Source organism: Variovorax sp. FW305-3-2-15-B-LB1 (assembly GCF_058787635.1).
Genome location: NZ_JBYSZY010000011.1, coordinates 50,041 through 66,674 on the forward strand (window position 1 = coordinate 50,041; position 16,634 = coordinate 66,674).

General features: G+C 63.3%; 25 protein-coding genes and 1 tRNA gene. 2 read left to right on the plus strand and 24 right to left on the minus strand.

Going from position 1 to position 16,634, the window contains the following annotated elements:
* Positions 1–19: 19 nt before the first annotated feature.
* From AC3WQR_RS09515 to rplN, 18 genes are all read right to left on the minus strand, one after another.
* Positions 20–96: transfer RNA gene (locus AC3WQR_RS09515), tRNA-Met, on the minus strand.
* 18 nt (positions 97–114) lie between these two features.
* Positions 115–513 carry a 50S ribosomal protein L17 gene (rplQ, locus tag AC3WQR_RS09520; protein ID WP_056576970.1) on the minus strand — a complete coding sequence of 133 codons (399 nt, stop codon included), beginning with the start codon at positions 511–513 and terminating at the stop codon, positions 115–117.
* 95 nt (positions 514–608) lie between these two features.
* Positions 609–1,598 carry a DNA-directed RNA polymerase subunit alpha gene (locus AC3WQR_RS09525; RefSeq protein ID WP_056576973.1) on the minus strand — a complete coding sequence of 330 codons (990 nt, stop codon included), beginning with the start codon at positions 1,596–1,598 and terminating at the stop codon, positions 609–611.
* 142 nt (positions 1,599–1,740) lie between these two features.
* Positions 1,741–2,364, minus strand: coding sequence for a 30S ribosomal protein S4 (gene rpsD / locus AC3WQR_RS09530; protein ID WP_056576976.1), 624 nt, complete (start codon positions 2,362–2,364; stop codon positions 1,741–1,743).
* 130 nt (positions 2,365–2,494) lie between these two features.
* Positions 2,495–2,899 carry a 30S ribosomal protein S11 gene (rpsK, locus tag AC3WQR_RS09535; RefSeq protein ID WP_009124825.1) on the minus strand — a complete coding sequence of 135 codons (405 nt, stop codon included), beginning with the start codon at positions 2,897–2,899 and terminating at the stop codon, positions 2,495–2,497.
* A 12-nt stretch (positions 2,900–2,911) separates the two neighbouring features.
* The gene (rpsM, locus tag AC3WQR_RS09540; RefSeq protein WP_013544105.1) at positions 2,912–3,277 is read right to left on the minus strand and encodes a 30S ribosomal protein S13; all 366 of its coding nucleotides are present in this window, start codon (positions 3,275–3,277) and stop codon (positions 2,912–2,914) included.
* Between the two features lie 23 nt (positions 3,278–3,300).
* Complete coding sequence (rpmJ, locus tag AC3WQR_RS09545) at positions 3,301–3,414, minus strand: 50S ribosomal protein L36 (protein WP_013544106.1); 114 nt, start codon at positions 3,412–3,414, stop codon at positions 3,301–3,303.
* Between the two features lie 66 nt (positions 3,415–3,480).
* Positions 3,481–4,794, minus strand: a complete 1,314-nt coding sequence (gene secY / locus AC3WQR_RS09550; protein ID WP_056576979.1) for a preprotein translocase subunit SecY — start codon at positions 4,792–4,794, stop codon at positions 3,481–3,483.
* A 27-nt stretch (positions 4,795–4,821) separates the two neighbouring features.
* Positions 4,822–5,253 (minus strand): 50S ribosomal protein L15, encoded by a 432-nt coding sequence (rplO, locus tag AC3WQR_RS09555; RefSeq protein ID WP_056576982.1) that lies wholly within the window; start codon positions 5,251–5,253, stop codon positions 4,822–4,824.
* An 11-nt stretch (positions 5,254–5,264) separates the two neighbouring features.
* Positions 5,265–5,447: a 50S ribosomal protein L30 gene (rpmD, locus tag AC3WQR_RS09560; protein WP_019653974.1), complete on the minus strand. Its 183-nt coding sequence runs from the start codon at positions 5,445–5,447 to the stop codon at positions 5,265–5,267.
* A gap of 35 nt (positions 5,448–5,482) precedes the next feature.
* Positions 5,483–6,001, minus strand: coding sequence for a 30S ribosomal protein S5 (rpsE, locus tag AC3WQR_RS09565; protein ID WP_056576983.1), 519 nt, complete (start codon positions 5,999–6,001; stop codon positions 5,483–5,485).
* A gap of 18 nt (positions 6,002–6,019) precedes the next feature.
* The gene (gene rplR / locus AC3WQR_RS09570) at positions 6,020–6,385 is read right to left on the minus strand and encodes a 50S ribosomal protein L18 (protein ID WP_056577252.1); all 366 of its coding nucleotides are present in this window, start codon (positions 6,383–6,385) and stop codon (positions 6,020–6,022) included.
* Positions 6,386–6,399: 14 nt separating this feature from the next.
* Positions 6,400–6,933, minus strand: a complete 534-nt coding sequence (gene rplF, locus AC3WQR_RS09575) for a 50S ribosomal protein L6 (protein WP_062474819.1) — start codon at positions 6,931–6,933, stop codon at positions 6,400–6,402.
* Positions 6,934–6,957: 24 nt separating this feature from the next.
* Positions 6,958–7,353: a 30S ribosomal protein S8 gene (gene rpsH / locus AC3WQR_RS09580; protein WP_062474816.1), complete on the minus strand. Its 396-nt coding sequence runs from the start codon at positions 7,351–7,353 to the stop codon at positions 6,958–6,960.
* A gap of 20 nt (positions 7,354–7,373) precedes the next feature.
* Positions 7,374–7,679, minus strand: coding sequence for a 30S ribosomal protein S14 (rpsN, locus tag AC3WQR_RS09585; protein WP_056576989.1), 306 nt, complete (start codon positions 7,677–7,679; stop codon positions 7,374–7,376).
* A gap of 8 nt (positions 7,680–7,687) precedes the next feature.
* Entirely contained in the window at positions 7,688–8,227 is a 540-nt protein-coding gene (gene rplE / locus AC3WQR_RS09590) for a 50S ribosomal protein L5 (protein WP_056576993.1), read from the minus strand.
* Between the two features lie 11 nt (positions 8,228–8,238).
* Positions 8,239–8,571 carry a 50S ribosomal protein L24 gene (gene rplX / locus AC3WQR_RS09595; RefSeq protein WP_062474813.1) on the minus strand — a complete coding sequence of 111 codons (333 nt, stop codon included), beginning with the start codon at positions 8,569–8,571 and terminating at the stop codon, positions 8,239–8,241.
* A gap of 12 nt (positions 8,572–8,583) precedes the next feature.
* Complete coding sequence (rplN, locus tag AC3WQR_RS09600; RefSeq protein ID WP_009124801.1) at positions 8,584–8,952, minus strand: 50S ribosomal protein L14; 369 nt, start codon at positions 8,950–8,952, stop codon at positions 8,584–8,586.
* Positions 8,953–9,167: 215 nt separating this feature from the next.
* Here rplN and AC3WQR_RS09605 point away from each other — a divergent pair, with 215 nt between their 5' ends.
* Positions 9,168–10,364 carry an esterase-like activity of phytase family protein gene (locus AC3WQR_RS09605; RefSeq protein ID WP_492741847.1) on the plus strand — a complete coding sequence of 399 codons (1,197 nt, stop codon included), beginning with the start codon at positions 9,168–9,170 and terminating at the stop codon, positions 10,362–10,364.
* A complete protein-coding gene (proC, locus tag AC3WQR_RS09610; RefSeq protein WP_492741848.1) occupies positions 10,361–11,218 on the plus strand; it encodes a pyrroline-5-carboxylate reductase in 858 nt (285 codons plus the stop codon). Before AC3WQR_RS09605 ends, proC begins: the two co-directional genes overlap by 4 nt.
* 15 nt (positions 11,219–11,233) lie before the next feature.
* Here the strand turns inward: proC and ubiA are convergent, their stop codons facing one another.
* The 6 genes from ubiA to AC3WQR_RS09640 all read right to left on the minus strand — a co-directional run bounded on the left by ubiA (position 11,234) and on the right by AC3WQR_RS09640 (position 16,632).
* Positions 11,234–12,097: a 4-hydroxybenzoate octaprenyltransferase gene (ubiA, locus tag AC3WQR_RS09615; RefSeq protein ID WP_307582048.1), complete on the minus strand. Its 864-nt coding sequence runs from the start codon at positions 12,095–12,097 to the stop codon at positions 11,234–11,236.
* A 95-nt stretch (positions 12,098–12,192) separates the two neighbouring features.
* Positions 12,193–12,777, minus strand: coding sequence for a Dps family protein (locus AC3WQR_RS09620; protein ID WP_492741849.1), 585 nt, complete (start codon positions 12,775–12,777; stop codon positions 12,193–12,195).
* A 136-nt stretch (positions 12,778–12,913) separates the two neighbouring features.
* On the minus strand, positions 12,914–13,879 hold the full coding sequence (locus AC3WQR_RS09625; RefSeq protein WP_062474802.1) for a LysR substrate-binding domain-containing protein: 966 nt from the start codon (positions 13,877–13,879) through the stop codon (positions 12,914–12,916).
* 73 nt (positions 13,880–13,952) lie between these two features.
* Positions 13,953–14,696, minus strand: coding sequence for a hypothetical protein (locus AC3WQR_RS09630; protein ID WP_492741850.1), 744 nt, complete (start codon positions 14,694–14,696; stop codon positions 13,953–13,955).
* A 16-nt stretch (positions 14,697–14,712) separates the two neighbouring features.
* Positions 14,713–15,591: a PoNe immunity protein domain-containing protein gene (locus AC3WQR_RS09635; protein WP_492741851.1), complete on the minus strand. Its 879-nt coding sequence runs from the start codon at positions 15,589–15,591 to the stop codon at positions 14,713–14,715.
* Positions 15,592–15,627: 36 nt separating this feature from the next.
* A complete protein-coding gene (locus tag AC3WQR_RS09640) occupies positions 15,628–16,632 on the minus strand; it encodes a PoNe immunity protein domain-containing protein (RefSeq protein WP_492686895.1) in 1,005 nt (334 codons plus the stop codon).
* Between the last annotated feature and the right edge of the window lie 2 nt (positions 16,633–16,634).

Genomic DNA, 16,634 nt, shown 5'->3' on the forward strand with positions numbered 1-16,634 from the left:
CTCAAAGGGCCTTTTAAATTGGTTGCGCGAGCAAGATTTGAACTTGCGACCTTTGGGTTATGAGCCCAACGAGCTACCAGGCTGCTCCATCGCGCGGCAAGTATAAATTATAGCTTATTCAGCGGCGTTTTGCTCGGCGCCAGCATCTTTAATTTCAGCACGGTCGACCAGTTCGACGAGCGCCATCGGCGCGTTGTCGCCCACGCGGAAACCCATCTTCAGGATGCGGGTGTAGCCGCCCGGACGCGCTGCGAAACGCGGGCCGAGTTCGCCGAAGAGCTTGACGACGCTGTCGCGGCTGCGCAGGCGGTCGAAGGCCAGGCGCTTGTTGGCGAGCGTGGGCTTCTTGGCCAGGGTGATCATCGGCTCGATGACGCGGCGCAGTTCCTTGGCCTTAGGGACCGTGGTCTTGATGACTTCGTGCTCGATGAGCGAGTTCATCATGTTCTGCAGCATCGCGAGGCGGTGCGAGCTGGTGCGGTTGAGTTTGCGGAGTCCGTGTCCGTGACGCATGGTGCTTTCCTTTACTTTATAAAAACAGACAGCCGTGTCAGGTACTGTCCGGTGCACTGGCCCTTTTCAGGGGGCCGATTTCTCAAAAATTCAAATCAACGCTTGTCGAGACCAGCCGGCGGCCAGCTTTCGAGCTTCATGCCAAGGGTGAGACCGCGCGAGGCGAGCACTTCCTTGATTTCGTTGAGCGACTTGCGACCCAGGTTCGGGGTCTTGAGCAGCTCGTTCTCGGTGCGCTGGATCAGGTCACCGATGTAGTAGATGTTTTCGGCCTTCAGGCAGTTGGCCGAACGCACCGTCAGTTCGAGTTCGTCGACAGGGCGCAGCAGGATCGGATCGAATTGCTGGGCGCTGCGCGGTGCGGGTGCATCGAATGCAGCGAGTTCGCCGCCTTCGAGCTGCGCGAACACGGCGAGCTGCTCGACCAGGATTTTAGCCGATGCGCGAACGGCATCTTCGGCGCTGATCGCACCGTTGGTCTCGATCTCGACCAGCAGCTTGTCCAGGTCGGTACGCTGTTCGACACGGGCGCTTTCGACGGTGTAGCTCACGCGCTTGACGGGCGAGAACGATGCGTCGAGGACGATGCGGCCGATCGACTTGGTCGGCTCGTCCGCGTAGCGGCGCATCGTGCCAGGCACGTAGCCGCGACCCTTTTCGACCTTGATCTGCATGTCCAGCTTGCCGCCTTGCGACAGGTGCGCGATCACGTGGTCGGGGTTGATGATCTCGACGTCGTGCGGGGTCTGGATATCCGATGCGAGGACCGGGCCTTCGCCGTCCTTGCGCAGGCTCAGCGTGACTTCGTCGCGGTTGTGGAGCTTGAACACCACGCCCTTGAGATTCAGCAGGATGTTGACGACATCTTCCTGCACGCCGTCGATCGACGAGTACTCATGCAGAACGCCAGCGATCGTGACTTCGGTGGCCGAGTAGCCGACCATGGACGACAGCAGAACGCGACGCAGCGCGTTGCCGAGCGTGTGGCCGTAGCCGCGCTCGAAAGGTTCGAGCGTGACCTTGGCCTTGTTGGCGGCAAGTTGCTCGACCTGGATGGTCTTGGGTTTCAGCAGGGTGGTTTGCATGCAGACTTCCTCTCAATACCCCCGGCTCGTTACACCGGTAAGGCTGGTGAAGCGCCTGATCCGCAACAGAGTGCGGAGCAGGAACGTGAACAACAATATCAATCTCCCGCCGGCGCAAAGACGCGCAGGCGGGTAGAGAAAATCAACGCGAGTACAGTTCGACGATCAGCGATTCGTTGATGTCGGCTGCGAATTCGTCGCGATCCGGGACCTTCTTGAAGGTGCCTTCGGCCTTGTCGGCGTTCACATCGACCCAAGCCGGCATGCCGACTTGCTGGGCGAGTTGCAGCGCTTCGACAATGCGGTTCTGCTTCTTCGACTTTTCGCGCACGGCGATCACGTCACCGGTCTTGACCAGGTACGACGGGATGTTGACCGACTGGCCGTTCACGGTGATCGCCTTGTGCGACACGAGTTGGCGTGCTTCGGCGCGCGTCGAGCCGAAGCCCATGCGGTAGACCACGTTGTCCAGGCGCGACTCGAGGATGAACAGCAGGTTGGCGCCGGTGTTGCCACGGCGACGATCGGCTTCTTCGAAGTAGCGGCGGAACTGCTTCTCGAGCACGCCGTACATGCGCTTGACCTTCTGCTTCTCACGCAGCTGCAGACCGTAGTCGGAGGTGCGCTGACCCGAGGTGCGGCCGTGCTGGCCGGGCTTGGAGTCGAACTTGGCCTTGTCCTGGATCGAACGGCGGGCGCTCTTCAGGAACAGGTCGGTGCCTTCACGGCGGGAAAGTTTGGCCTTGGGGCCGAGGTAACGTGCCACGGTATTTCCTTGGTGTCATCTGCCGCAGTTGCCTGCGGGAGCCGTCGGCGGATGTGCCGATGGCGGTGGGCTTAGTGAAAAAACAAATGCGCAGCCGCTCGAAAGCTGGCTGCGCCTTGCGGACTGACGATCAGATGCGGCGACGCTTCTGGGGACGGCAGCCGTTGTGCGGAACGGGCGTCACGTCGGCAATGGAATTGATCCGGATGCCGAGCGCAGCCAGTGCGCGCACCGACGACTCGCGACCAGGACCGGGGCCCTTGATCTCGACGTCGAGGTTCTTGATACCTTGTTCGACAGCAGCACGGCCGGCCACTTCGGAAGCGACCTGCGCAGCGAACGGGGTCGACTTGCGCGAGCCCTTGAAGCCCTGGCCACCCGACGAAGCCCACGACAGGGCGTTGCCCTGGCGATCGGTGATCGTGATGATGGTGTTGTTGAACGAGGCATGCACGTGGGCGATACCGTCCGCAACGTTCTTGCGAACCTTCTTGCGAACGCGCTGTGCGGCGTTGTTTGCAGGTGCTTTAGCCATGCTTGTCTATCCTTATTTCTTCAGGGACTGCGCAGCCTTGCGCGGACCCTTGCGGGTGCGGGCGTTGGTGCGCGTGCGCTGGCCGCGCATCGGCAGGCCGCGACGGTGACGGAAGCCGCGATAGCAGCCGATGTCCATCAAACGCTTGATGTTCATCGTCGTCTCGCGACGCAGATCGCCTTCGATCGTGAACAGAGCGATCTGGTCGCGGATCTTTTCGAGATCGGCGTCGGTCAGATCCTTGATCTTCTTCGAATATTCGATGCCGCTCGCTTCGCAGATTTGACGGGCGCGGGTGCGACCGATACCGAAAATGGCGGTCAGGCCGATTTCAGCGTGCTTGTGCGGCGGGATGTTGATGCCAGCAATACGTGCCATGTGCGTCCTCTAATACTCTTCAATCAACCCTGGCGCTGCTTGTGGCGCGGGTCGGTGCAAATCACACGCACCACACCTTTACGGCGGATGACCTTGCAATTACGGCAGATGGTTTTGACCGAAGCCGAAACTCTCATTTCATTCTCCTAAAACTGTTTAACGTGGCGGTCTACCGCCCGGACTCAATACTGAAACTCACAGCCCTACGATGTCTTGAAGTTCGCCTTCTTCAGCAGCGATTCGTACTGCTGGGACATCATGTAGTTTTGCACCTGGGCCATGAAGTCCATCGTGACGACCACGATGATCAGCAGGGAGGTACCACCGAAGTAGAACGGCACGTTGTACTTCAGGATCAGGAACTCGGGCAGCAGGCAGACGAAGGTGATGTACACCGCGCCAGCCAACGTCAGGCGAACCAGAATCTTGTCGATATAGCGAGCGGTCTGGTCACCCGGGCGAATGCCAGGAATGAACGCACCACTCTTCTTCAGGTTGTCGGCCGTTTCCTTGCTGTTGAACACGAGTGCCGTGTAGAAGAAGCAGAAGAAAACGATCGCAGCGGCGTACAGCAGCACGTAGATCGGCTCGCCCGGACGCAGTGCGCTGGCGATGTCCTTGATCCAGCGGAAGCCACCGTCACCAGCGCTGAACCAGCCCACCACCGTTGCCGGCAGCAGAATGATCGACGACGCGAAGATCGGAGGAATCACACCGGCCATGTTCAGCTTCAGGGGCAGGTGCGACGACTGACCGCCGTAGACCTTGTTGCCAACCTGGCGCCGCGCATAGTTCACGAGGATCTTGCGCTGACCACGTTCCACGAACACCACGAAGTAGGTGACCAGCACCACGACAGCGATGATGAAGAGCGCAACGATGGGGTTCATCGCACCGGTCGTCACCAGCGAAGCCAGGCCGCCGATCGCACCGGGCAGACCGGCCGCGATACCTGCAAAGATCAGGATCGAGATGCCGTTGCCCAGGCCGCGTTCGGTGATCTGCTCGCCGAGCCACATCAGGAACATCGAACCTGCCGTCAGGCTCACCATGGCGGTCAGGCGGAAGCCGAAACCGGGGGCGATCACCAGACCGGCCGACGATTCGAGGGCCACTGCGATGCTGAACGACTGGAACAGAGCCAGGCCGAGCGCGCCATAGCGCGTGTACTGCGTGATCTTGCGGCGACCGGCCTCGCCTTCCTTCTTCAATTGCTCGAAGGTCGGAAGCACGTAGGTCATCAGCTGCATGATGATCGACGCCGAGATGTACGGCATGATCCCCAACGCGAACACGGTGAAACGCGACAGCGCCCCGCCCGAGAACATGTTGAACAGGCTCAGAATGCCGCCCTGCTGGCCCTGGAATAACGCTGCCAGCTGGTCCGGGTTGATACCCGGCACAGGAATGTGCGCGCCAATCCGGTAGACCACGAGCGCGAGCAGCAAAAAGACGAGCCGACGACGGAGGTCGCCGAACTTGCCTGTTTTTGCGATCGTTGCCGCGTTAGTTGCCACGAAGAACTTCTTTCAGTCCGAAGGTGATCAGGCGAGGCTGCCGCCGGCTGCTTCGATCGCAGCCTTGGCACCAGCGGTCGCACCCACGCCCGTCAGCTTGACGGCCTTGGTGAGTTCGCCGGTCTTGATGATCTTGACGACCTTGGCGAGCTGGCCCACGAGGCCGGCTTGCTTCAGCGCCAGGACATCGACTTCGGCCAGGCCGAGCTGCTCGAGAGCAGTCAGCGTGACTTCGGCGTTGTACTTCAGCAGGTGCGACTTGAAGCCGCGCTTGGGCAGGCGACGCTGCAGCGGCATTTGACCGCCTTCGAAGCCGACCTTGTGGAAACCGCCTGCGCGCGACTTCTGGCCCTTGTGACCGCGACCTGCGGTCTTGCCGATGCCGGAGCCGATACCGCGGCCAACGCGACGCTTGGCGTGCTTGGCGCCAGCTGCCGGCTTGATGCCATTGAGTTCCATATCAGTCTCTCTTACAGAACTTTGACCAGATAACTGATCTTGTTGATCATGCCGCGCACTGCGGGCGTGTCTTGCAGCTCGCTCACGCTGTTGAGCTTGCGCAGGCCGAGGCCACGCACGGTCGCGCGATGCGATTCCTTGGTGCCGATCGGGCTCTTCACCAGCTGCACCTTGAGGGTTTGTTGTTGCGTCATTTGAATGCTTCCTTCAGCCTTGCGAGAGCTTGCGCTCAGGCGAAGATTTCTTCGACGGTGAGACCGCGCTTGGCAGCCACTTGGCCGGCCGTCGTCGAGTTCTTCAACCCGTCGAGCGTGGCGCGAACCATGTTGTAGGGGTTCGACGAACCATGGCTCTTGGCCACGATGTCGGTGATGCCCATGACTTCGAACACGGCGCGCATCGGGCCGCCGGCGATGATGCCGGTACCCTTGGGAGCCGGGTACATCACGACGGTGGCAGCACCGTGGTGACCTTGCACCTGGTGGTGCAGCGTACCGTTCTTGATCGGAGCCTTGAACAGGTTGCGGCGGGCTTCTTCCATTGCCTTCTGCACGGCAGCAGGCACTTCCTTCGACTTGCCCTTGCCCATGCCGACGCGGCCATCGCCGTCACCGACCACGGTCAGTGCTGCGAAACCGAGGATACGACCACCCTTCACCACCTTGGTGACGCGGTTGATCGCGATCATCTTCTCGCGCAGACCGTCCTCAGGACCTTCGTTCTGCGTTCTTGCTTGAATCTTTGCCATTTTGAATCTCGTGTCCGATTAGAACTGCAGACCGGCTTCGCGGGCTGCCTCGGCCAGCGCCTTGACGCGGCCGTGGTAGGCGAAACCTGCACGATCGAAAGCGACCTTCTCGACGCCGGCAGCCTTCGCCTTTTCAGCGATGCGCTTGCCGATGGCGGTGGCAGCGGCGGCATTGCCACCCTTGCCCGAGGCGCCGAGTGCTGCGCGCACTTCGGCTTCGGCGGTCGATGCGGTTGCGATCACCTTGGTGCCGTCGTCGGAGATGACGGTGGCATAGATGTGCAGGTTGGTGCGGTTCACCGTGAGGCGAGCCACGCCCTGCGTCGCAATGCGGATGCGGGTCTGGCGCGAGCGGCGAAGACGCTGTGCTTTTTTGGTCAACATCATTTTGCTGCCCCTTACTTCTTCTTGGTCTCTTTGATCACGATCTTCTCGTCCGCATAGCGGATGCCCTTGCCCTTGTAGGGCTCTGGCGGACGAACAGCGCGGATCTCAGCGGCGATCTGGCCGACGCGTTGACGGTCAGCGCCCTTGATCACCACTTCGGTCGGGGTCGCGGTGGTCACCGTGATGCCTTGCGGCATGTCGATGTTGACCGGGTGCGAGTAACCGACTTGCAGGTTCAGCTTGGCGCCGGACGCTGCAGCCTTGTAGCCGACGCCGACCAGGTTCAGCTTCTTTTCGAAGCCCTTGGTCACGCCAACCACCATGTTGTTCACCAGCTGGCGAATCGTGCCGCTCATCGCATTCGCTTCACGCGAATCGTTGGCGGGCTCGAAGCTCAGCTTGCCGTCCTTGTTGACGACATTCACCAGCGCGTTGCGAGCCAGGCTGAGCGTGCCGCCCGTGCCCTTGACGCTGATCTGGTCTTCCTTGATCGACACATCCACGCCTGCGGGGATGGCGACCGGCATTTTTCCTACTCGGGACATTTCAGTAACTCCTCGATGTCTCGGTTAGGCGACGTAGCACAGAACTTCGCCGCCGACACCGGTGGCGCGCGCCTTGCGGTCGGTCATCACGCCCTTGGGGGTCGTAACGATCGCAACGCCGAGGCCGTTCTGGACTTGCGGAATGGAAGTGCTGGCCTTGTAGACGCGCAGGCCGGGGCGGCTCACGCGCTCAATGCGCTCGATGACCGGACGGCCAGCGTAGTACTTCAGCGAGATTTCAAGTTCGCTCTTGCCGGCTTCGGTCTTGACCTGGAAGCCGTCGATGTAGCCCTCGTCCTTCAGGACTTGTGCGATCGCGATCTTCACCTTGGAAGACGGGACCGACACGGTGGGCTTCGCCACCATCTGCGCGTTACGGATACGCGTCAGCAGGTCGGCAATGGGATCACTCATGCTCATGTTGTTTGCTCCTGCCTGGCTTACCAGCTGGCCTTGGTGACACCGGGGATGTCGCCGTTGAAAGCCAGTTCGCGGATCTTGGCGCGGGCCAGACCGAATTGACGGAAGGTGCCACGGGGGCGACCGGTGATTTCGCAACGGTTGCGCTGGCGCGTGGGGTTCGCGTTGCGCGGGAGCTTCTGCAGGGCCAGGCGGGCCGCTGCGCGCTCTTCGTCGCTCTTCTTCGCGTCGTTGGAAGTTGCCTTCAGTTCTGCGTGCTTCGCAGCGAACTTGGCAACCAGCTTGTCGCGCTTGAGTTCGCGCTGGATCAAAGATGCTTTAGCCACAGATCACCTCAGTTCTTGAACGGGAAACGGAAGCCAGCGAGAAGCGCCTTGGCTTCTTCGTCGGTCTTGGCCGTCGTCGTGATGCTGATATTGAGACCGCGCAGGGCGTCGACCTTGTCGTACTCGATCTCAGGGAAAATGATCTGCTCTTTGACGCCGATGTTGTAGTTGCCACGGCCGTCGAATGCACGACCCGAGATACCGCGGAAGTCACGCACGCGGGGCAGGGCCACGGTGACGAAACGGTCCAGGAACTCGTACATGTGCACGCCACGCAGCGTGACCATGCAGCCGATCGGCTGGTTTTCGCGGATCTTGAAGCCGGCAATGGCCTTCTTCGACTTGGTAACCACGGGCTTCTGGCCAGCGATCTTGGTCAGGTCGGCGACGGCGTTGTCGAGGACCTTCTTGTCGGCGACTGCTTCACCCACACCCATGTTCAGGGTGATCTTGGTGAGACGCGGAACTTGCATCGGCGACTTGTAGCCGAACTTTTCCGTCAGGTCTTTCGCGATCTTTTCGCGATAGTGTTGTTGGAGACGTGCCATGTGAGTACCTCTTAGGCGAACTTGATTTCGTCGCCGCTCGACTTGAAGACGCGAACAGCCACGCGCTTGCCGTCGGCACCTTGGGTGACCTTGATGCCCACGCGATCGGCCTTGCCGGTCGCGGCATTGAAGATCGCCACGTTGGATTGGTGAATCGGCATGGTCTTCTCGACGATGCCACCGGTCGTACCCTTGAGGGGGTTCGGCTTGGTGTGCTTCTTGACGAGGTTGATGCCGTCGACGATCACATGCGAATCGTCTGCGCGCAGCGACACGACGCCGCGCTTACCCTTGTCACGACCGGCCAACACGATGACCTGGTCGCCTTTGCGAATCTTGTTCATGGCGTTGCGTCCTTAGAGAACTTCGGGTGCCAGCGACACGATCTTCATGAACTTCTCGGTGCGCAGTTCGCGCGTGACCGGTCCGAAGATGCGGGTGCCGATGGGCTCCAGCTTGGCGTTGAGCAGCACGGCGGCATTGCCGTCGAACTTGACGAGCGAACCGTCAGCACGACGGATGCCCTTGGCGGTGCGGACCACCACTGCGCTGTAGATCTCGCCCTTCTTGACGCGACCACGCGGAGCGGCTTCCTTGATGCTGACCTTGATGACGTCGCCCACGCTGGCGTAACGCCGCTTGGAGCCACCGAGCACCTTGATACACAGGACGGATTTCGCGCCCGTGTTGTCGGCCACTTCGAGCCGGGATTCAGTTTGGATCATTTCTTGATATTCCCAACTTGTACCGATGAGCCTCCAGGAGGGAGACACCGCGGTCAGTCTTGGGCCCGTCGTCCACGCCTCGAACCACTCGAGACGCTTCCGCTTTGGGCTGAAAGCTTCGCCTTTTGAAAGCGAAGCCCGCGATTGTGGCACCCATGCCGGGCGATGTCAACTGCCTCATCACGCGAACTTCGACAGCCGCTAGACTTTGTGGCGTGCGCGCCCCCAACCACCCCCTCGTTTCGCCGCCTTCCCTGCTGCGCCGACGCCTGCTGGCGGGCGGCGCGGGCCTGCTGGGCCTGGGATCGCTGGGGCTTGCGGGTTGCCGCAGCGCAACACCGGCGCCGGACACCGGCCGGCTGCAGCGCCTGGGGGAAGCCCGCTGGACGCACCGACGCTCTATAGAGAGCACCACGGCAGGCGGCCTCTCCGGCATCGACTACGACCCCATCAAAGGTGAGTACCTGCTTCTCAGCGATGACCGGTCAGATCTGAGCCCCGTGCGCTGCTACACCGCACGTTGGCCCCAGCCGGTCGACGCAGCCCCCGAGCCCACCGGCGTTGTCCAGCTGCAACGCCCCGGCGGCGGCCCCTGGCCCGGTCGGCGCCACGCGGTCGACGGCCTGCCCGTTCCCGTTCCCGTTCCCGTTCCCGATCCCGAGGCCCTGCGCCTGCGCCCCTCGGCCGGCACCCTGCTCTGGACCAGCGAAGGCGACCTGGCCCGCGGCTTCGGCCCCGCTATGTATGAATCGGCGCGCGACGGACGCTTCCTGCGCGAATTCGCCCTGCCGGCGATGTTCGCCCCCGACCCGACCCAGCGCCGCGGCCCGCGCGACAACCAGACACTCGAGGGCCTGGCCCTCACGCCCGACGACCGGTCGGCCTGGCTTGCAATGGAAAACGCCCTGGTCCAGGACGGCCCCGTCCCGACCACCACCGCCCCCGGCGGCCCCTGTCGCTTCACCCAGGTCGACCTCGCGACCGGCCGCGCCGTGCGCCAGATCGCCTATGTGCCCGACGCCATCCCGCTGCGCCCGCTGGTGCCGGGCACCTACGCCGACAACGGCGTGAGCGAGGTGCTCATGCTCGACGCCCACCGCATGCTGGTGCTGGAGCGGGCCTACGCCACCGGCGCCGGCAATTCGCTGCGCCTGTATGAAATAGACACCCGGACCGCCGACGACGTGCTCGCCATCGACGCCCTCGCCCCCGGCAACCACCGCCCGGCCGCCAAGACGCTCGTGGCCGACTTCGCCACCCTCGGCCTCTCGCGCCTCGACAACACCGAGGGCATGTGCTGGGGCCCGCCGCTGCCCGACGGCCGCCGCCTGCTGGTGGTCGTGAGCGACGACAATTTCAACCCGCTGCAAGTGACGCAGTTCGCCGCCTTCGCCTACACCGACCGACCATGACCATCGCCGTGACCTTCCTGCCCCGCACCGCGCCGGGCCCCCTGCCCCCCATCGCCTTCATAGGCGGCGGCAACATGGCCAGCGCCATCATCGGCGGCCTGATCCAGCAAGGCGTCGCGGCCGACAACTTCGAAGTGATCGAGCCTTTCGAGGAGGCCCGCACCAAGCTGGCCCAGTCCTACGGCATCGTCGCCAAGGCCGAGGCCACCGAGGCCCTCGCGCGCTGCGCCGTGGTGGTGTGGGCGGTCAAGCCCCAGACCTTCGCGGAAGCCACGCGCCCGGTGCGCGCCTTTGCCGGCGACGCCCTGCACCTGAGCGTGGCGGCGGGCATTCCGTCCGACAGCATCGCCCGCTGGCTCGGTACCGAGCGCGTGGTGCGCGCCATGCCCAACACGCCGGCCCTGGTCGGCAAGGGCATGACCGGCCTGTTCGCGCGGCCCGGCGTCGAAAGCGCGGACCGCGCACGCGTCGGCCAGCTGCTGGCGCCGACCGGCGAGCTGATCTGGGTCGACGCCGAACCCGCGCTCGACGCGGTGACCGCCATGTCGGGCTCCGGCCCGGCCTACGTGTTCTATTTCATCGAGGCGATGACCGAGGCCGGCGTCGAGATGGGCCTCACGCCCGACCAGGCCCAGCGGCTGGCCATCGGCACCTTCACCGGCGCCTCGGCGCTGGCGCACAGCGCGACCGAGCCGCCGTCGGTGCTGCGCGAACGCGTGACCTCCAAGGGCGGCACGACCTACGCGGCCCTGAGCGCGCTCGAAGCCTCCGATGTGAAGGGCCAGTTCAAGACCGCCATCCGCGCGGCGCAGAAGCGCGCGGCCGAGCTGGGCGAGGAATTCGGGCGCGGCTGACCCGCCCAGCGGGGGCTATCGGAGGGCGTAGCCCGCCACGATGCCGACGAACACCGCGAAGCCCAGCCAGTGGTTTTCGCGGAAGGCCTTGAAGCAGCCTTCGCGCGTGCGGTCATGGATCAGGCGCCAGTGCCAGAGCGCCTGCGCCACCGCCGCGGCAATGCCCAGATAGAAGAGCACCCCCAGCGACCGGCTGGCACCGGCCCAGATCCAGACCGCCAGGAAGATCGCATAGCTCGCCATCACCGCCGCCACGTCGAAGCGGCCGAAGGTGATCGCCGAGGTCTTCATGCCGATCTTCAGGTCGTCGTCGCGGTCCACCATCGCGTACTCGGTGTCGTAGGCCAGCACCCAGAACAGGTTGCCCGCCAGCAGCCACCAGGCAAAAGCCGGCACCGTCGACTGCACCGCGGCAAAGGCCATCGGGATGCCGAAACTGAAGGCAATGCCCAGCACCGCCTGCGGGATCGACACGAAGCGCTTGGCGAACGGATAGATCAGCGTGATCGCCAGGGCCGCGAACGACCACAGCACCGTCGTGCGGTTGGTGGTGAGCACCAGCCCGAAGGACAGCAGCGCCAGCACCGCGCCCAGCCCCAACGCCTCCTTGACCGACATCGCACCGCTCGTCACGGGCCGCTGGGCCGTGCGCTTCACGTGGCGGTCGAAGTCGCGGTCGGCCACGTCGTTGACGCAGCAGCCCGCGCTGCGCATCAGGAAGGTGCCGAGCGTGAACACCGCGAGCAGGTGCCAGCCGGGCCAGCCGTCGGCCGCGAACCAGAGCGCGCCCAGCGTGGGCCACAGCAACAACAGCCAGCCGGCCGGCCGGTTCCAGCGGATCAGATCGAGGTAGAGCGCAAAACGGCGGGCGAGAGGCATGCGGCGGACGGGCAGACGAAAAAAGAGCGGCCATTGTGCCGCTCTTGGAGGGGCTCCCGACACACATCAGGTGCGGGGAGATCAGGAGGCCGTCATCAGTCCTCGAGCAGCGAGCGCAGCATCCAAGCCGTCTGGTCGTGCACCGTGCAGCGCGCGGTCAGCATGTCGGCGGTCGGGTCGTCGCCGGCCTCTTCGGCCACCGGGATGAACTCGCGCGCGATGCGCGACACCGTTTCGTGACCCTTCACGAGGATGCGCACCATCTCCATCGCCTTGGGCGGGGTTTGCGGCACGTCGGGCACGGTGGCGATCTTGCTGAACTCGGCGTACGAGCCCGGCGCGTAGTGGCCCAGCGCGCGGATGCGCTCGGCGAGCACGTCCGTCGAGCCCCACAGCTCGGTGTACTGCGTCATGAACATCGCATGCAGCGAGTTGAAGTGCGGCCCCGTCACGTTCCAGTGGAAGTTGTGCGTCGTGAGGTACAGCGTGTAGGTGTCGGCCAGTACGCGGCTCAGGCCTTCGGCGATGGCCGCGCGGTCCTGGCGTTCGATGCCGATGTTGATGATCGGCGCATTGCGGCTGCCCGACTCCTGCGCGACGGCGGCGCCGCCCTTCTTGGGCACCTTGCCGGCGGAAGCTGCGGGCGACGGGGACTTGGTTTTCTTCGAGGGTTTGGCCATGGCGGAGGGGTCTTTCTTGAAGTTGGGTGACAACACCGAAATTCTGAAAGCCGGCAGGCGGCTTCGCAACAGCTTCACTCTATCCCAGCGATCAGCGATCCCAAACAGCCCGCGCGTAGGCGAAGGCCCCGAATCGCTAGGAGAGTCGTTTGACACCCGGTAGCTCGCACGCGTAGATCGCATTGCGCAGCGCCGCGATCGCCTCGTAGCGAGTGAAGGTGCGACGCCAGGCCAGCACCACGCGGCGCATCGGCGGGTCGCGGTCCTGCGCGTCGCGCACGGGCAGGTAGCGCACCATCTGCTCGGGCTCCTTGCGCCCCTTGACCTTCGGCTTGAGCGCCTCGGCCGGCACCGACAAGCGCGGCACCAGCGTCACGCCCATGCCCGAAGCCACCATGTGCTTGATGGTTTCCAGCGACGAGCCCTCGAAGCTCTTGCGGATGCCCTCGGCGTTGCTCGAGAAGCGCGCGAACTCGGGGCACACCTCGAGCACGTGGTCGCGAAAGCAGTGGCCCGTGCCCAGCAGCAGCATCGTCTCGCTCTGCAGCTCCTCCGAGGTGATCGACTCACGGTCGGCCAGCTTGTGCTTCACGGGCAGCGCCGCCATGAAGGGCTCGTCGTACAGCGGCGCCATCGCCAGGCCCGTGTCGGGAAAGGGCTCGGCCATGATCGCGCAGTCGATCTCGCCGGCGCGCAGCATCTCGAGCAGCTTGACCGTGAAGTTCTCCTGCAGCACCAGCGGCATCTGCGGCGTGCGTGCGATCACCTGGCGCACCAGGTCGGGCAGCAGGTACGGGCCGATCGTGTAGATCACGCCCAGGTTCAGCGGGCCGGCCAGCGGGTCTTTTCCGCGCTTGGCGATCTCCTTGATGCTGGCGGCCTGGTCGAGCACGCTCTGCGCCTGCTGGACGATCTGCTCGCCGAGCGGCGTCACGGTCACTTCACCGGCGCTGCGCTCGAAGAGCTTGACCTCGAGTTCGTCCTCGAGTTTCTTGATGGCCACCGAAAGCGTCGGCTGGGACACATAACAGGCCTCGGCCGCCTTGCCGAAGTGCCGCTCGCGGGCGACTGCGACGATGTATTTGAGTTCGGTGAGAGTCATAGCTTGCGTCAATTATGCGCAAGGGTCTGTGACCCGGCTGGGGCGGGGTTAAAAGCCGCGGGCTGCGCTGCGCTCAGCCGGGGCGGCTCCAGACCCATTGCACCGGCCGCCCGCCGTTCGAGGGCATCGGCTCACCCTGCGTGACCGCCGCGCTCACGCGCAGGTCGGTCAGGCAGGCCCAGACGCCCGAGCGGGGGCAGGTCTGGCCCGTGTCCGCAAACAGCAGTTCATCGCGGCGCATGCGGTGCCCCTGGATCTGCGCCGAGCCATCGTCCTGCACGGAGAAAGCGACGCGGCCGGACGCGGCACGCTCTTCGAAAATCTCGATGGCGCCTTGCAAGGCGATGAAGAAATCCCAGTCGGACAGATCCTGTTCCGCCGCCGCGGCGGTGAAGTCGGCCTGGTACAGGCGCCGATAGCGCTCGGCGTTGTAGTCCAGCTCGAAGACGACCTGGCCTGTCGCGGCGTTCATCAGCCGGAACTGGCTGAAGCCCTGCCGCAAGCGCCCATCGCCGTACCGCGAAGGCGCGATCTCGCTGCGCAGGACGGGCGAGAGCATCACCACGGAGCCGTCGCCGCGCTTCTGGCAGATCTCGAACACGGCACCGTCGTCGGTGCGAAAGACAAACTTCTCGTCGGACGTCCAGTAGCTGTAGTAGCGCTTGTCGTTCTCGATCGTGTAGGCGCCTTTGACGGGGAGGTCGGCGAGTACCGACGCGCCTGGGGGTTTCTCGGCGTCGTCGACTGGGCGCCAGCGGCCGGTTGTGGGGTCCAGGTCGATGAGGTCGGAGGCGGTGTGATGCAGGTAGAGCCACATGGGACAGGTTGAACCATCAACCCTGTTTCGGGCAAACCTCTCCACTTCGAGTGGAGGCGGGAGGGCCGTCTTGTGCCGCAAGGGTCGCGTTCATGTCAGGCGATGCGACCGCGCCGTGCGTGCGCGCATAGTCAACGAGGTCCTTGGGATAGAACGGCAGGTCTCGGTAGCTGCTGTCGTCGATGTCCCAGAGGTAAGTCACCAGCCCGGCCTCGAAGGCCCAGTAGCCATCGAAGCTTTGCGGGATCTTGTCGTGCAACCCGTGCCACGCAGTTCCCTTCATCGCCGAGTACCACTTCTCGAGGAATTCAGCCACGAACAAGGGGCGCTTTCTCGGCTCGGCCTCAATGGCCTTCAACAACAGTGGGTGGGCTTTGAGAAAGCGCAGCATGCCCTTCGCAGGCACCGTCGGTAGCCCCAGCTTTCCGAGAAGCGCCTCGTAGAGCGCGTCTTTGCCGCGGTTGTCGGTATAGGCAACATCGAACAAGGCAACAACGCGTGGAACCAAGTCGTCACGACACAGCAGCTTGGCCAAGGACAGGAACGTCATGGCGTAGTAGTAGCCGTCGAGTTCCTCGAGGGAGAACGGCTCGGTTTCGTGCAATGGATGAGGGAGGCTTGATGGCTCTTGCGCAGCAAGCACGCCGGGAAAGTCCGCAGCGAGGTGCTCCATCGGGCTGCCGTCCGAATAGGAGTGAACCAAGAGACGTCTCTTGGCGCTGGCGATGGCCCAATTCCAAGCAAACCAGCCATCTTCGCGAAAGCCCTCTTTTCCGAGACTTGTGTCGAGCAGCAGCTGAGCATCGGCAATGTCGTCGTGCAGACCCAGCCGGCGGACCGAACTGGGCTCTTCATTCAGAAATTTTTCGCGACGCTTCGAGGAGAAACTACTCATGGCTCACCAGTCCAAACCGCGCATTTGACTTGAGTCTCAGAGCTTGGGCGCCGTTTGATCCGCACTCCATTGCCAGAAGGTTGCGCCGTAGCTGCTGCCCTCGATGACGGGCATGACCTCGTCCGCCTTGAAGTAGCGTCGGCTGCCCGCCTTGGCTGGCGTGAACCACCAGCCGGCCAGTGGGCAAGGCTCTCCACCTCGTGTGGAGACCGGAGGGCCGTCTTGTGCTGAAAGGGAAGCGCTGGTGTCAGGCGATGCGACCGCGCCATGCGTGCGCGCATAGTCAACCAGGTCCTTGGGATAGAACGGCAGGTCTCGGTAGCTGCTGTCGTCGATATCCCAGAGGTAGGTCACCAGCCCGGCCTCGAAGGCCCAGTAGCCAAAGAAGCTCTGCGGTACCTTATCGTGCAGGCCATGCCAGTAGGTTCCCTTCATTGCGGAGTACCACTTCCTTAGGAACTCCGCGATGAATAGAGGGCGTTTTTGGGGGGGCGCCTCAATGGCCTTCAACAGAAGTGGATGGGCTTTGAGAAAACGCAACATGCCCTTCGCAGGAACTGTCGGCAAGCCGAGCTTTCCAAGCAGCGTTTCGTACAAAGCATCCTTTCCTCTATTTTCGGACCGGGCCACATCGAACAGTGCGGCCACGCGTGGAACGAGGTCGTCGTGGCGCAGCAGCTTGGCCAACGACAGCAAGGTCATGGCGTAGTGGTAGCCGTCGAGTTCCTCGAGATAGAGCGGTTCAGTCTGATAGGTCGAATTCGGAAGACACTGAGCTTCGATAGTTCGGAGCATGGGAGGGTACGCCGTTGCGACCTCCGTGACGGGGCGTCCGGCCGAGTACTGACCAATGAGCAACGAAAACTTGGCGCCTGCCATGAAGCTATGCCAACGGGACCATGCATTCTCATCCGCGGAGGCCAGATCATTTTTTAGATAGCCCTCAAGCTCGGCGACGTTTTCTCGGGTTGCGTTCACAAGGAGTAGATAAGGCTCCTCGTTTAAGAAGCGCTCGCGCCGATTCGAATAGAAGTCAGCCATTT